The sequence below is a fragment of the Frankia nepalensis genome, from assembly GCF_016786325.1.
GTDB classification, from domain to species: Bacteria; Actinomycetota; Actinomycetes; order Frankiales; family Frankiaceae; genus Pseudofrankia; species Pseudofrankia nepalensis.
This window is the reverse complement of the sequence record NZ_JADWYU010000205.1, coordinates 37,935-52,450: the sequence shown is the minus strand read 5'-3', so window position 1 is coordinate 52,450 and position 14,516 is coordinate 37,935. Positions and strand designations below refer to the sequence as shown.

Sequence of the window (14,516 nt, the reverse complement as noted above, 5' to 3'; positions counted from 1 at the left end):
GGTACTGGAGCGGCGCCCACTGGCGCGGCCCTCGGCCGCCGTCGGAACCCGTTCGCCCGTGCCTTCCGGGACCGCGCCCGGTGGGGAGCCCGCGCCGGTACGCGCCGGCCAGTGGCGCGCGTCTCCTGGTGATGTCTATGTATCGGTTCCGATGCTAACCAGCGCCGTTTCCGGGTGTGGCTGGGGGAGCCCGCGGGCGCGGGTCGCCGCGGGGCCGCTACCAGCGGTCAGGAAAGCCGCCGACGTAGGACCAACCCGGATGAGCGGGAAAAATGATGGTTCTCACCGCCGCGCGGGCGCGGCAATCCATCGGCCGACAGCGCGCCGGCTCTGGGGCGCGTTCCGTGGATCTTCGGCCGCGCGGATCGGCGTCCGGACGGCCGCTCGCATCGACCAAGATCTACGGGAAGCACCTGGTTCTGGTGATGTTCACGGCCGATGCCGCGCCGGCGGCCGGGGCGGGCGCGAGAACCTTCGCGGCGGCATTTCCCGCGCCCGCCCCGGCCGGATGTCACCGGACGCCGGATGTCATCGGACGTCGAGGACGACCTTCCCGACCGCCTTGCCGTCGGCGACATGGCGCAGCGCGGCGACCGTGTCGTCGAGGGCGAAGACCGCGCCGATGTGCGGGCGTACGGCCCCCGAGGCGAGCAGTTCGGTGAGCTCGCGGTCGTCGCGGGCCAGGTCGTCCGGCCGGTGGGTGGCGAAGTCGCGCATCTGGAAGCCCATGATGTGCGCGCCCTTGAGCAGCACCAGGTTCAGCGGGATGCGCGGGATGGTCCCCGAGGCGTAGCCGACGGTCACGAAGCGCCCGTCGAAGCGCAGCGCCCGCAGTGCCGCCTCCGAGAGGTCCCCGCCTACCATGTCGACGACGACGTCGACCCCCCCGGGGTGCGCCGCCTTCAGCGCCTTGCGCAGGTCCTCGGTCGCGTTGTCGATGAGCGTCGTCGCCCCGTTCACCGCGGCGATCTGGAGCTTGTCCGAGGAGTTCGCCACCGCGGTCACCTCGGCGCCGAGCGCGACGGCGAGTTGGACGGCCGCGAGGCCGACGCCGCCGCCGGCTCCGAGTACCACCACCCGCTCGCCTGGCTTCACCTGGGCGATCGAGCGCAGCACGTGGTACGACGTGCGGTGCGCGACGACGAACGCCGCGGCGGACCGGTCGTCCACCCCGTCGGGGATGGGCCGCAGCGACTCGGCCCGGCAGACGACCTGCTGGGCGAAGGCGCCGACGAACACCGTGCCCGCCACCCGGTCGCCGGGGGCGAGGCCGGTGACACCCGCGCCGACCTCCTCGACCACCCCGGCGAACTCGCTGCCCGGCACGAACGGCACGGGCGCCGTTACCTGGTAGGTGTTCGCGATGACGAGCACGTCGGGGAAGTTGACCGCCGCCGCCCGGACGCGGACCCGGACCAGGTCGGGCCCGATCGGTGGAGTGTCGATCTCCTTGACCTCGAGGACCTCGGGGTCGCCGTATTCCGCGCACACCGCCGCCAGCATGTCAGCGCCCCGAGTGGTCGTAGTCCGTGGTCGCGGCGAACTCGGCCGCGGACTTCATGGCCTGCTCGATGACCGGGCCGAAGGCGAGCAGCTTGGGGTCGTTGCCGGCCCGCTGGAAGCCGCGCTCCAGGACGATGGCGATCTTCCACCGGGCCAGCACCAGGTAGTAGTCGAGGTCGTCGACCTGCCGGCCGGAGACCTTGGCGTAGTGGTCGACGACCTGGTCACGGCTCGGCATGCCGCGCAGGTCCACGTAGCTGGACTTCGCGGCCGCCTCGGACATCGTGTCCTCGGGCCAGTTCATGACCATCCAGGCCAGGTCGAGCTTGGGGTCGCCGACGGTGCCCATCTCCCAGTCGACCAGCGCGGCGAGTTTCGCCGGGACGGCGTTCTCGAACATGACGTTGGCGAACTGGTAGTCGCCGTGCATGAGGCCCGGGATGTAGTCGAGCGGGCGGTGGTGGCGCAGCCACTCGGTGACCGAGTCCATGCCCTCGAGCTCACGGCCCTTGATCTTCTCGAAGAAGCTCAGCCAGCGGTCGACCTGGCGCTCGTGGAAGCCGTCCGGGCGGCCCAGGTCGTGCAGGCCCTTGGCCTTCCAGTCGACCTTCGACAGCAGCGCGATGCCCTCGGCCAGCTGGTAGCCGAGCTCGGCGCGCAGCCCGAGGTCGCTGTTGAACGGCTCGGGCCACTTGCGGTCCTTCATGTTCATCGGCGACCAGCCGTCGACGAAGCCCATGAGGTAGAAGGTGCGGCCGAGCACCGAGTGGTCCGTGCAGACCGCCACCGCGGCGGTGTGCGGGACGTCGGTGCCGTCGAGCGCCTCGATGATCCGCCATTCCCGCAGGATGCCGTTGTCCCGGTCCGCCGGCGCCTTGGCCGGTGGGATCCGGATGACGCACTGGAAGTCGCCGCGCGTCAGCAGGTAGATCTCGTTCTGGGTGCCGCCGGAAAGGAACTTGTGCTCCAGCGGGGCCCCCGCGCCGGGCAGCCCCTTCTCGTCCATCCAGGTAGCGAGCCGGTCGAAGTCGAGCGGCGTCGGGTCCGCGTCACTCACAGGAGGACCACCTTCAGGGTGTAGAGGAACGAACTAGGAAAAAGCCTTCAAGCGCGCCGCAACCGCGCGACGCGGAGGCCCGTCCACGAGCGACGGGATCCCTGCCGGATCGACGAAGTCGATCTGGGAGGTAAGCGATTCCGCAGGTCGTGAAGTGGCCCCTCGCGGGAAGTAGTTCGGTTCGTGGCGTGGGAACGCCACGCAACTGAGCTGGCGCGCAGGCGCGCCTCCGCGGAGGCCCGCCCTGCGAGCGAAGCGAGGCAGGGCGGGCCGCAGCGGAGGTCGCCGGAGCGCGCGTTCGCGGAGGAGGACGCGGCGCGGAGGTCCCTTGGGAGCGAAGCGAGCAAGGGGCCGGAGCGTCGCGCCCGGACGGAGCGAACCAAGAAACACAGCCCGGACGGAGCGAACCATCAGAAGGCGACCATCAAAAGTTCCCGACCTCGTGCTCGAGGAACTCGGCGTACTTGGCGCGGGCGGCGTCGAGCTTGCCGGGGATCCACTCGGTGGGCCACATGCCGTCGGCCGGCCGGTAGTCGCGCAGGACCTGCTTGGCGACGGTCATCTTGTGGACCTCGGTCGGCCCGTCGGCCAGGCCCATCACCGCGGCGCCGTGGATGTACCGGAAGAACGGCATCTCGTTGGTGGTGCCGAGGGCGCCGTGGATCTGCATAGCCCGCCAGGAGATGTCGTGCAGGACCGTCGGCATGACGATCTTCGCCGTCGCGATGTCCTTCCGGACGCGCTTGTAGTCCTGGTACTTGTCGATCTCCCAGGCGATGTACATGACGAGCAGCCGGAACTGCAGGAGCTGCGCGTAGGAGTCGGCGATGAAGCCCTGGACGAACTGCTTCTCCGCGAGCTTGCTGCCGGCGGTGGTGCGCGACAGCGCGCGCTCGCAGGTCATGTCCAGCAGCCGCTGCGCCTGGCCGATGGTCCGCATCGCGTGGTGGATGCGCCCACCGCCGAGGCGGGTCTGGGCGATGGCGAAGGCCTGGCCCTCGCCGCCGAGCAGCGCTGACTCGGGGACCCGCACGTCCTCGTAGTGGATGAGCGCGTGGAAGCCCTCGCCCAGCGGCTCGCCGTACAGGCCGACGTTACGGACGATGTTGATGCCCGGGGTGTCGGCCGGCACCAGGAACATCGACATGCCCCGGTACGCGCTCACGTCGGGGTTCGTGACCACCATGACGATGAAGAAGCTCGCCGTCTTCGCGTTCGACGAGAAGTACTTCCACCCGTTGATGATCCACTCGTCGCCCTCCTTGTGGGCGCGACAGGTGAACTGCGTGGGGTCCGCGCCGGCGTGCGGCTCGGTCATCGAGTAGGTGGAGAACATCTCGCCTTCGAGCAGCGGCTTGAGGTACTTCTCCTTCTGCTCCGGCGTGCCGTAGTGCGCGATGATCTCGGCGTTGCCCGTGTCCGGCGCCTGGCAGCCGAAGATGATCGGTGCCCAGGAGGAGCGGCCGAGGATCTCGTTCAGCAGTCCCAGCTTGAGCTGGCCGAAGCCCTGGCCGCCGAGCTCCGGGCTGAGGTGGGTCGCCCACAGGCCCTGCTCGCGCACCCGCTGCTTGAGCGGGTCGATGAGCTTGCGGCGGGTCTCGGTCAGCGGGACGAACTGCAGGTCCGGGAACGCGAGGTCGAGCGGCTCGACCTCCTCGCGGACGAACTCGTCGGCCCAGTCCAGCTTCTTCTGGTACTCGGGATCGGTCTCGAAGTCCCACGCCATCGGTGTGTCCCTTCCTGGTCGTCCCCGGCAGAATACGATTCTGACATTGCCGAACACAAGTAGTGATCTTCGGAACCTGGCTCCTGGCGAGCGGCGGCCCTAGGGCGATCAGGCCGCCCGCCGGGAGCGGCCGACCCGCGCCGGACGCTCCCGACGCCGCGCGCGCCGGGACACGGCGCCCGCGGGGCGGCCGCGGCCCCCTCGTCAGGTGGACGTCTCGTCCGCGCCGGTGTCGGTGTCGGCGCCGGGAAGCTGGGCCACCAGCGCGCCGACGTCCTCGAGCGAGCGCAGCGTGTCGTTGAGATGCGTGCAGGTCGACGTCCCGGTGAAGGTGTCCCGGACGAGGCGGCGCAGCCCGTCGGGGCGCCGCCCCACCAGCCGACCGGCGCTGGCGAGCGCCCCCGGGCATTCCGACCACGGCAGCGCGCCGAACTCGGCCACACACGACGTGAACGTCGTCGTCGCCACGTCGACCGTGGCGCGCACCGTGTACTCGTGCACCGCGGTCTCGACACCGTCCGGGTCGACGTGGCTGTCGCGGAAGAAGCACTCGACCCGCGCGCCGCGCTCGCCGCCGGCCCGCCAGACGTCGATCCGGCGGCGCCGGCGCATGCCGTGCGCGGGCAGCGGCTCGGTCTCGTGCCAGCCGTCCGGGTCGTCGGCGTCGACGGGCGGCACCGGCGGGCCAAGCGGCAGGGGAACCCGCCCGGTGGTCTCGATCCCGCTGATGATCGTGCCGCCGGCCACCCAGCCCGCGCACAGGTCCGGGTACTGGAGCGCGAGCCCTCGCGGGGGTACCCGCGCGGGCCGGTCGAACTGGAGCGCGTAGCCGCTGACCAGCAGCGCCGTCGGCAGGTCGTCGAGCAGCTGGTGGCGCACCGAGTGGCTGGCGCGCTCGCCGGGCAGCGCGTCGTCGACCGCCTGGCGGAAGCCCGCGGCGGCCCCCCGCCCGACGAGCGCCGCGAGGCCGGGGTGGCCGGGGTCGGCCTCGATCCGGGCGATCGCGCGGGCCGGGAAACCGCCGATCTCGGCGGTCACCCGCGCCGCGTCCAGCACCGTCGCCGCGCCGTCGGCCTCGACCCGGATGTCCCGGCCCCGCGCGTCGAGCGTCACCGGGCCGGCGAGCCCGGCCGGGCGCAGCGAGTCGTGGGTCGTGGTCCGGCGCACCAGGCCCGGCCGGAGCGGCGGCGTCGCCACGGCGGGCCCGCCCGGCGCCGCTGGCCCGGTGAGCGGGCGCCCGTCCGGCCGGGTGATCCAGACAGGGACGCTCATGAGCCGGTCACTCCCGCCTCGCGCGGTCCGTCGCGTAAGCCGTCAGGCATCTCCTGGTCACCTCTCCTGCCGGTGGCCGGGCCACCTCGGGGCGGGCGGGCCCGACGCGGCCGGTCGGCCGCGCCAGGCCCTCACCGGGGCGGGGCCCGGCCGGTCAGCCGATCCTGTCGGGCTGGGCGTGACCGAGGAGCGCGTCGCGCTCCTCGGGAAGGGCGAAGCCGGCCGCGATGAGGCGGCCGGTCGCGGCCTCGAAACGCGCCAGGTACTCGTCGCGCGACGAGTACAGCGCCGCGACCCGCTCGGCGGGCAGCGCGATGGTCGAGCCGAACAGCTGGCAGATCACCGACGGGTTCGGGCCGGGGACGCCGGACAGGACGTCGACGGGCACGTCGACCGGCGGGGTACGGATCCCGCCGAGCGCGATGCCGTCCGCGTCGCGGACGACCTCGCCGCCCGAGGTCTCGATCCGCGGCGACGTGGCCGGCGGCGTGCCGTCGCGGACCCACGTCTCCAGCGCGCGCAGCGCCGCCTTGACGACGACGTGCATCGGGGCGTCGTTGACGTCCACGCCGCAGCCGAGCAGGTCGGCGAACGGGCCGATGGTGTGCCGGTCGGCGTGCGCCGCGCCCGCGACCTCCCAGGTACGCACGGTCTGGGTGTCGTCCTGGCGGGAGCCGAGCGAGTTCAGCACGTGGGTCAGGTCGCCCTCGGCCTGGACGATGAGCACCGGCGCGGCGGTGTCCACCCGGATGAGCTTCGGGCTGGTCGCCTCGAGCTCGTGCAGGCCGGCCGGCTGGCCGGGCGCGGCGAGGTTCAGCGCGCCCAGGCCCCGGCTGTGCAGCAGGTAGCCGTCGAACAGGCGACGGACCAGCGGCTCGACGCCGTTGATGTAGGTGACCAGCGCGTACGCCGACTGGGACTGGCCGGCCGCGAGCACGAGCCGCGGGACGAGCCCGCCGAGCAGCGTCCCGGCGCGGACCGCGCGGGCGGCCTGGGTGAACAGGTCGAACGCGAACCCGTCGCCGGGGTGGACGAGCGAGTCGTAGCGCTCCGGGTCGGTACCCACGAGCCCGCGCGCCGTGGCGCCCTCGACGGTGGAGGCGAGGACGGGCCCGCCCTGGACGCCGATGAGCTGCGCCGAAACGCCGACCCAGGCGTGGCCGCGGCGGGTGATCTCCTCGTGGTTGTTGGCCCAGACGACGTCCGCGTCCTGGCCCGAGCTGACGTTGAGCCACTCGACGACCGCGGTGCCGCTGAAGTCCGCGTCCGCCGCCGGGCGGCGCACCACGATCCGGGTGCGGTACGGCGCGGTGCTGGCGGCCTCGAACGTCCAGCGGCCCTCGGAGGTGAGCCCCCCGTCGGCGCGGTAGGCGGTCGCCGTGCCCGCGGCGGCGTACTCGCGCTCGACGTAGCCGGCGGCCGCGGTCTCGGCTGGTACGGGCGAGGCCATCGCCACGCCCTTGCCGCCGGTGAGCTCCACCAGCTTCGTGGGTTGCCGGGTGGCGAACGCGCTCACCGCGGGTTCCGGCCACTCGCCCAGTACTGCTCCAGCCCTGGCTTGATCCGGCTGCTCACCAGCTCGACCCGCGGGCCGTCGGGGCCACGGTGGTACACCCAGTAGGGCACCCCGTCGGGACCGATCCCGGCGACCTCGATCGGCAGGCCCTGCTCGATCAGCGCCGCCGAGTCACCCGGCACGTCGTCGGACCAGTAGCCGAGGTGGTGCACCCCCGAGTCCGCCGGCGTCCAGACGGAGTCGGGGATCGGCCGGATGATCTCCAGGCGCGGCTCGTTCACGGAGTAGGTGAAGCGCGTGGTGATGGTGGTGTCGACCGGCCCGTCCGCGGTGTAGATCCGGACGGCCGTGTCGGCGACCAGCTCGTCGCACCACTCGTAGCCGAACAGCTCGGTCAGGCGCTTGAGTGTCCCCTCGAAGTCGTCGACGACGACCCCGACGTGGTACTGGTTCTCCGGCCGCAGGGTTGTCACAGCTCCACCACCACTCGGATAGCACCGGCTGACCGGTCGGCCGCGACCCGGAAGGCCTCGGCGGCGTCCTCGACCGGGAACCGATGGGTGATCAGGGTCTGGGGAATCTCGGGATTCTCGGCGAGCATCGCGGCGGCCTCCGCCAACTCGGTGCTCGAGCCGCCTGCGCCGTCGTCATGGGCGCAGTAGCCCATCGACGGGATGACGGCGGCCTCCAGGTGGAACAGGGTCCGCCAGTCGATCTGGACCGGTGCCATGTGCGGGGCCACCGAGACGACCCGCCCGCGGGGGCCGACGAGCTCGATGGCGCGGGTGAGGCTCTCCTGGGTGCCTGCGGCGTCCACGACCACGTCGTGGTGGCCGCTCGCGCCGATCTTCGCGCCGAACCGCTCGCCGGCCTCGGCCTGGTGCGGGTGGCGGGCCTCGAGCGTGACCTCGGGCGCGCCGAGGCGGCGGGCGCCGGCGACGGCCAGCAGGCCCAGCGCCCCCGCGCCGACGACCGCGACGGAGGTGTCCGCGCCGGTGCCGCCGAGCCGCAGCGCGTGCCAGGAGACGGCGGCCGGCTCGGCCAGCGACGCGTCGGCGACGTCGAGCCCGTCCGGCACCGGGACCAGCCGGGCGGCCGGAGCGTAGAACCGCTCGGCCATGCCGCCGTCGGCGGTGGCGCCCAGCGCGCGGGTGGGATGGGTGGGGCAGAGGTTGTACCGGCCGGCCTGGCACTGGTCGCACTCGCCGCAGCCGTAGATCGCCTCGACGATCACCGGGGTGCCGTCCGGCCTGACCCCGGCGAGCTCGTGGCCGGCGACGGCGCGCAGGCCATACCTGAGGTACATCAGGTCGGAGCTGCAGATGCTCGCCGACTTCATGGTTAACAGTTCGTCGCCGGTACCCGGCGGCGAGTCGAGCTCGACGACGGCGATAGCGCCATCCGCCGCGCGGACAGCCTTCATGGACACTCCTGATGGGTCTGGTGGGGGAGTCTCAGGGAGATTCGGGGGAAGAGCGGCGGGTGACGGCGCGCAGGCCGAACGCGGTGATCCGGTCGAGGTCGGCCTCGGTGGGCTCGGCCCGCGTCCACAGGAAGTCGGACAGCACACCGAAGACGGCGTGCGCGACGAGGACGGCGTCCGACTCGGGGTCGTCGCTGCCCAGCGCGGCGAACGGCGCGCGCAGCAGCACCGCCATCGTCTCGGCGGCCGGGTGACGCCCGGGGGTGGCGTCGCGGGTGCTGCTCCCGTTCCACATCACCGCCAGCGTCGACGCGGCGACCCCGCCCCTGGCCTGCCCGAGCACCGCCTCGACCCAGCGGCGCACCCGGTCCGCCGGCGCCGTCTCCTTGCCCATCTGGTGGGCGGCGTAGCTGGCCAGCCGCTCGGTGCCGTCCTCGATCAGGGCGCTGACGAGCGCGTCCTTGGACGGGAAGTGCCGGTAGAACGCGTCGTTGGACAGCCCGGCTGCGGCGACGATGTCGGCGACCCGGGGCCGCGACGAGGTGCCGTTGCGGCAGATCACCTCGAGGCCGGCGTCGAGCAGCCGGCGGACCTCCTGGGTGTAGCCCGCCGTGCGCGCGGCGAGCCTCCTCGCGGCCAGGCGCGCCGCGACGTCGCCGTTGGTCGAGAGAGCGGGCGGGGCCGGCTCCGCGGCCGGTGATGGCTCCACCGGCAGGAGGCGATCTGCGTTCTGCGTCATCAGAATTGGATTCTGGCACGTCGGGTGGGTGAAGTCACCTCGCGTCGCGGCTCACAGTACCGCCGAATTCGGCGATATGCCTGATACACATTATGTGTATCTTGCACATCGCTGGGAGGTCCCATGAGCGCCAGACGGGCTACCACCTCTGCCACTGCCCCGGTTACCGGCCCGTCCGGCTCGTCGAGCCCGCGCGACGGCGCGATCGTCGTCGTCCTCGCCACCCTCGGCACCGCCATGTCGCTGATGCAGACGCTCATGGTGCCGCTGCTGCCGAAGCTGCCGACGCTGGTGCACACCTCGTCGTCGAACGCCTTCTGGGCGGTGACCGCGACGCTGCTGGTCGGAGCGGTCGCCAACCCGGTCTTCGGCCGGCTGGGCGACCTGTTCGGCAAGCGGCGGATGCTCCTCCTCGCGATCGGCATCCAGACGGTGGGTGCGTTGATCGCGGCGCTGTCGTCGTCGATCGGGCCGCTCGTGGTCGGCCGCGCCTTGCAGGGCATCGGCATCGCCGTGATCCCGCTGGGCGTGAGCATCATGCGTGACCTGCTGCCGCCGAAGCGGATGGTCTCGGCGATGGCGGTGATGAGCTCCTCCCTCGGCGTCGGCGGCGCGCTCGGACTGCCGCTGGCCGCGCTGATCGCGCAGAGCGCCGACTGGCACGCGCTGTTCTGGCTCTCGGCCGTCCTCGGCGTGGTGCTGGGCGGCCTGGTCGCCAGGGTCGTCCCCGAGTCGCCGGTTCGCGGCGTCGGCGGGTTCGACGTGCCGGGCGCGATCCTGCTGTCCGTGGGCCTCGTCGGCGTGCTGCTCGCGGTCTCGAAGGGCGCCGCCTGGGGCTGGGGGAGCGGGCGCACACTCGGACTGCTGGTCGGCGGTGTGCTGGTGCTGCTCGCCTGGGGCTTCCTCGAGGCCCGCGTCGACGGCCCGCTGATCGACCTGCGTACCACCGCCAGCCGCCCCGTGCTGCTGACCAACCTGGCGTCCGTGGCGCTCGGCTGCTCGATGTACGCGCAGGCGCTGATCGCCCCGCAGCTGCTGCAGCTGCCGAAGGTGACCGGCTACGGCCTGGGCCAGTCCCTGCTCGCCACCGGCCTGTGGATGGCGCCCGCCGGCCTGGGGATGATGCTGCTCTCGCCGCTGGCCGGCCGGCTGATCTCGGCGCGCGGCCCGAAGACGGCACTGATGCTCGGCGCCGCGGTCGTCGCCGGCGGGTACCTGCTCGCCTTCCCGCTGATGGGCAGCCCCGTCGGGACGGTGGCGTTCTGCCTGGTGATCAGCGCTGGCGTCGGGATCGCCTACGCGGCCATGCCGACCCTCATCATGCGGGCGGTGCCCGCCGAGCAGGGCGCGGCGGCCAACGGCCTGAACACCCTGATGCGCTCGATCGGCACCTCCACGGCGGGCGCGGTGCTCGGTCTGGTCATGTCGAGCATGACCACCACGGTCGGCCCGGCCCAGGTGCCGTCGCTCGGCGCGCTCCAGCTCGGCCTGCTGATCGGCGCCGGCACCGCGCTGGTGTCCTGCGCGATCGCGTTCTTCCTGCCGAAGCACCGGGCGGACGCCACCCCGGCCCCGGCCACCGTCCCGGCCCCGCGGGCCGAGGCGCCCGCCGCGCTCGCGCCGGCGGCGGCCGCTCCCGTCGCGGTCGAGGCCGCGGCACGGTAGCCGTCACCTGGTCGACGTGGCCAGGGCGCCCCGCCGGTCGAACCGGCGGGGCACCCTGGCCCTTCGGCGTTCGGACCGCTCGCGTCCGCGCGTCAGCCGCCGCTGCGCCCGCCGCGGGGGACCTCCCGGAACGGGCGGCCCCGGTCGAGCGCGGCCTCGCGCGGCATCCCGAGCACCCGCTCGCTGACGACGTTGCGGGCCATCTCGGTCGTGCCGCCGCCGATCGTGGCCGTCTGGCGCATCAGGAAGTCCGCGCCGACGTCGGACGCGGCGCCGTCGTCGTCCGCCCAGGCCGCCCCCGCGCCGCCGGCGATGTCGAAGGCGATCGTGGTGAGCCGGGTCGCGCAGACGCCGCTGTAGAGCCGGCCGATCGCGGCGGCCTGGTCGGACAGCCGGCCGGTCGTCATGCCGAGGGCGAGCCGGGGATGCAGGGCGGCGCCGACCAGGTCGAGCACCCGGCCCTCGCCGACCAGGTCGCGCACCAGCGGGTCGTCGAGCCGCCCGGTGCCGCGGGCGATGTCGAGCAGCCAGTCAGGCCCGATCCGGTGGTGCGCGCTCGTGCCGGGGCTGGTGACGTACGGCGAGCCGCTGCTCATCCGCTCGTGGAACATCCAGCGGGTGCCGACCGTCCAGCCGTCGTCGACCTCGCCGATCCGGTCGGAGTCGGGGACCCGGACGTCGGTCATGAACTCCTGGCAGAACTCCTTGACCCCGTTGAGCATCTCGATGCGCTGCACATCCACGCCCGCGGCGGCGATCGGCAGGATGAAGACCGTAAGGCCGCGGTGCTTGGGGACGTCCCAGTTGGTCCGCGCCAGGCACAGGCCCCAGTCGGACCACCAGGCGCCGGTCGTCCAGATCTTGGAACCGTTGAGGATCCAGTCGTCGCCGTCGCGGACCGCGGTGGTGAGCGCGGCGGCGACGTCCGAGCCACTGGACGGCTCGGACAGGAACTGCATCCAGATCTCCTCGCCCTTGAGGATGGCGGGGATGTGGGCGCGCTTCTGCTCCTCGGTGCCGAACTCGAGCAGCACCGCCGCGCATGGCGCGAACGTGGGCACCTGCAGGCGCTGCGGGTACTCGTAGCCCGTGATCTCCTCGTTGAACGCCCGCTGGTGGGCCGGGGTGAGCCCACGGCCGCCGTACTCGGGCGGGAAGCAGATGCCGGCGAGCCCGGCGTCGAACAGCGCCTTCTGGATCTCGCGGTCGCGGGCGACGGCGGCCAGCTCCTCCTCGTCGGTCCGGGTCGGCCGCATGATGCCGACCTCCTCGTGCGCCTCCAGCGGACGCAGGTTGGCGCGGATCCAGGCCCGCGCCCTGGCCCGGAACTCCTCGACGCTCTCGACCCCGTCGGCGCCCACAGCAGAGGTGCTCACGCTCTACCTCGGGTTCGCTCCGTCGCCGCACTTGCTCCGCCGCCGTCCTCCGGGGTTCCTGCCGGATCGGCGGAGCTTGCGTAGCCGATCTGGGAGGTCCGCCTCGGACGACGGCTCCACGCGCTTGCTCCTACGCTCACGCCTGCTCCTTGAGGTTCTCGAAGATGCCGGTGACGCGGGCCCGGTGGCTGGCCGGGGTGCCATGCAGGGCACGGTTGAGGGTGACGCGGCGCAGGTAGAAGTGCAGGTCGTGCTCGAAGGTCACGCCGATGCCGCCGTGGATCTGGACGCAGTCCTGCGCGAGCTCGGTGCCGTAGTCGCCGATGTAGGCCTTCGCGGCGCTGGCCAGCTCCGCCGCCTCGGGCGCACCGGCGTCGACCGCCGCCGTCGCCTTGTCGGAGATGGCGTGCGACGCCTCCAGCCAGGTCTTCATGTCCGCGAACCGGTGCTTGAGCTCCTGGTAGGACGCCAGCGGCCGGCCGAACGAGTAGCGCTCGAACGCCCATTTCACGGTCAGGTCGAACGCGGTCTGCATCGCGCCGACGCTCTCCGCGCAGCTCAGCGCCAGCGCGACCTGCAGCTGGCGTTCGACCTGCTCGCCGGCCTCGCCGAACTCGCCGACGACGGCGTCGGCGGGCAGCCGCACGCCGTCGAACCCCACGGCGAAGAACCGCCGGGTCAGGTCGACCGTGCGCATCGGAGTGACGGTCACGCCGGGGGCCGCCGTCGGGACCAGCACCTGCGCGAGGCCGGCGGCGCCGGCCACCCGCGCGGTGACGAGGATGTGGCCGGCCCCCGCGGCCGACTCGACCGGGCGGGCGGTCCCGTCGAGGACGACGTCGCCCCCGTCGGCGCGGACCTGGACCCGTATGCCGGCCGGCTCGCCGGGCGTCGCCGGCTCGCCGAGCGCGCAGGTGGCGAGCGACTCGCCGGACAGCACCGCCTCGACGGCCGCGGTGTGGGCCTCGCCGCCCCAGGTGGACAGCGCGTGGGCGACGACGTTCGCGGACGCGAGCGGGCCGGGGGCGGCACGGGCGCCGAACTCGTGCGCGAGGATCGAGAGGTCCACGAGCGCGGCGTCGCCGATCGGGCCGCCGCCGTGCTCCTCGCGGGCGAGCAGCGAGGTCCAGCCGAGCTCCGCGCCGGCGCTCCAGTAGTCCGGCGAGAACCCGGCCGGGTCGGCACGCAGCCGGCGGATCACCTCCGGGGGGACCCGGTCCGCGAGGAACCGCGCGGTCGCCTCCCGGAAGACCTCCTGGTCGGGGGTCAGCTCCAGCAACATGGTCCGTAACCTCGATCGCTCGTCGGGCCACGTCGGTCCTGAGCAGGATCGTCACGTGGCCGTCGCCACAGGCTCGCAGTTTGTCGACTTCGACGTCAAATTTCCTCGGCGGCCCGCGTCTCGCGCACTGACATAGAAGCCTCAATGGGTGCGCCCGCGGGTGTCCGTGAGGTAGAACACGGCCATGACGGGACGGTTTGCGGGCAAAGCGGCACTCATCACCGGTGCGGCGTCGGGCATGGGCCGCGCGATCACCATCCGGCTGGCGGGTGAGGGCGCGTCGGTGCTCGCGGTCGACATCGACGAGGGCGCGCTGGCGGAGACCAAGGCGCTGGCGAGCGGGACGGTGTCGGTCCGGGTCGTCGACGTCGCCGACCCGGCCGCGTGCGCCGAGGCGGTGGCGGCCGCCGTGTCGGAGTTCGGCCGCCTCGACGTGCTGGGCAACGTCGCCGGGATCTACCGGCCGGCGCACACCACCGAGACGAGCGTCGAGCAGTACCGGCGCACGCTGGCGGTGAACCTCGACGGCCCGTTCTTCCTGTCCCAGGCGGCGATCCCGCACCTGCTGGCGGCCGGCGGCACGATCATCAACATCGCGTCCAACGCCGGTGTCCAGGGCGTTCCCTACTCGGCCGCCTACGCGGCGAGCAAGGGCGGCCTCATCCAGCTGACCAGGTCGCTCGCCGTCGAGTTCATCAAGACCCCGCTGCGGGTCAACGCGATCGCGCCGGCCGGGACCCTGACCAACATCGCCAGGACCGTGACGTTCCCCGAGGACCGGGACCCGGACCTGGCGCGGCGGATGGCCGGCTACCGAGGCGTCGCGATGCCCGAGGAGATCGCGGCGCTGTTCGCCTTCCTCGCGTCGGGTGAGGCGAAGTCGATCACCGGTGCCGTCCACGTCGTCGACAACGGCCTGACCGTGAGCTGATACCGGACCGTGAGCGGATACCGGAC

At 72.9% G+C, this 14,516-nt stretch carries 12 protein-coding genes; 2 read left to right on the top strand and 10 right to left on the bottom strand.

The genetic code is table 11. From position 1 onward, the window contains the following. Nucleotides 1-528: 528 nt before the first annotated feature. The 8 genes from I6A81_RS32735 to I6A81_RS32700 all read right to left on the bottom strand — a co-directional run bounded on the left by I6A81_RS32735 (nt 529) and on the right by I6A81_RS32700 (nt 9,236). The gene (locus I6A81_RS32735) at nt 529-1,503 is read right to left on the bottom strand and encodes an NADPH:quinone oxidoreductase family protein (RefSeq protein WP_203001631.1); all 975 of its coding nucleotides are present in this window, start codon (nt 1,501-1,503) and stop codon (nt 529-531) included. Between the two features lies 1 nt (nt 1,504). Further along, nucleotides 1,505-2,509 (bottom strand): phosphotransferase family protein, encoded by a 1,005-nt coding sequence (locus tag I6A81_RS32730; RefSeq protein ID WP_203001693.1) that lies wholly within the window; start codon nt 2,507-2,509, stop codon nt 1,505-1,507. Between the two features lie 475 nt (nt 2,510-2,984). Continuing rightward, nucleotides 2,985-4,286, bottom strand: a complete 1,302-nt coding sequence (locus tag I6A81_RS32725) for an acyl-CoA dehydrogenase family protein (RefSeq protein WP_203001633.1) — start codon at nt 4,284-4,286, stop codon at nt 2,985-2,987. Nucleotides 4,287-4,490: 204 nt separating this feature from the next. Beyond that, nucleotides 4,491-5,558, bottom strand: coding sequence for a DUF2889 domain-containing protein (locus tag I6A81_RS32720; protein ID WP_203001635.1), 1,068 nt, complete (start codon nt 5,556-5,558; stop codon nt 4,491-4,493). A gap of 154 nt (nt 5,559-5,712) precedes the next feature. Next, entirely contained in the window at nt 5,713-7,074 is a 1,362-nt protein-coding gene (locus I6A81_RS32715; protein WP_307875078.1) for an alpha/beta hydrolase domain-containing protein, read from the bottom strand. Next, nucleotides 7,071-7,547 (bottom strand): VOC family protein, encoded by a 477-nt coding sequence (locus I6A81_RS32710; protein WP_203001637.1) that lies wholly within the window; start codon nt 7,545-7,547, stop codon nt 7,071-7,073. Before I6A81_RS32710 ends, I6A81_RS32715 begins: the two co-directional genes overlap by 4 nt. Next, nucleotides 7,544-8,497, bottom strand: a complete 954-nt coding sequence (locus I6A81_RS32705; protein WP_203001639.1) for a zinc-dependent alcohol dehydrogenase — start codon at nt 8,495-8,497, stop codon at nt 7,544-7,546. Before I6A81_RS32705 ends, I6A81_RS32710 begins: the two co-directional genes overlap by 4 nt. A 31-nt stretch (nt 8,498-8,528) precedes the next feature. Further along, nucleotides 8,529-9,236 (bottom strand): TetR/AcrR family transcriptional regulator, encoded by a 708-nt coding sequence (locus tag I6A81_RS32700; RefSeq protein ID WP_203001641.1) that lies wholly within the window; start codon nt 9,234-9,236, stop codon nt 8,529-8,531. Nucleotides 9,237-9,359: 123 nt separating this feature from the next. Between I6A81_RS32700 and I6A81_RS32695 the strand changes: the two genes are divergently transcribed. Beyond that, nucleotides 9,360-10,901, top strand: coding sequence for an MFS transporter (locus I6A81_RS32695; RefSeq protein ID WP_203001643.1), 1,542 nt, complete (start codon nt 9,360-9,362; stop codon nt 10,899-10,901). Between the two features lie 92 nt (nt 10,902-10,993). Here I6A81_RS32695 and I6A81_RS32690 read toward each other — a convergent pair whose 3' ends face one another. Both I6A81_RS32690 and I6A81_RS32685 read right to left on the bottom strand, forming a co-directional pair. After that, on the bottom strand, nt 10,994-12,277 hold the full coding sequence (locus I6A81_RS32690; protein ID WP_307875077.1) for an acyl-CoA dehydrogenase family protein: 1,284 nt from the start codon (nt 12,275-12,277) through the stop codon (nt 10,994-10,996). Between the two features lie 136 nt (nt 12,278-12,413). Further along, nucleotides 12,414-13,559 (bottom strand): acyl-CoA dehydrogenase family protein, encoded by a 1,146-nt coding sequence (locus I6A81_RS32685; protein ID WP_203001645.1) that lies wholly within the window; start codon nt 13,557-13,559, stop codon nt 12,414-12,416. Nucleotides 13,560-13,743: 184 nt separating this feature from the next. On the opposite strand from I6A81_RS32685, the gene I6A81_RS32680 reads away from it, so the two are divergent. After that, entirely contained in the window at nt 13,744-14,490 is a 747-nt protein-coding gene (locus tag I6A81_RS32680) for an SDR family NAD(P)-dependent oxidoreductase (RefSeq protein WP_203001647.1), read from the top strand. Nucleotides 14,491-14,516 lie beyond the last annotated feature (26 nt).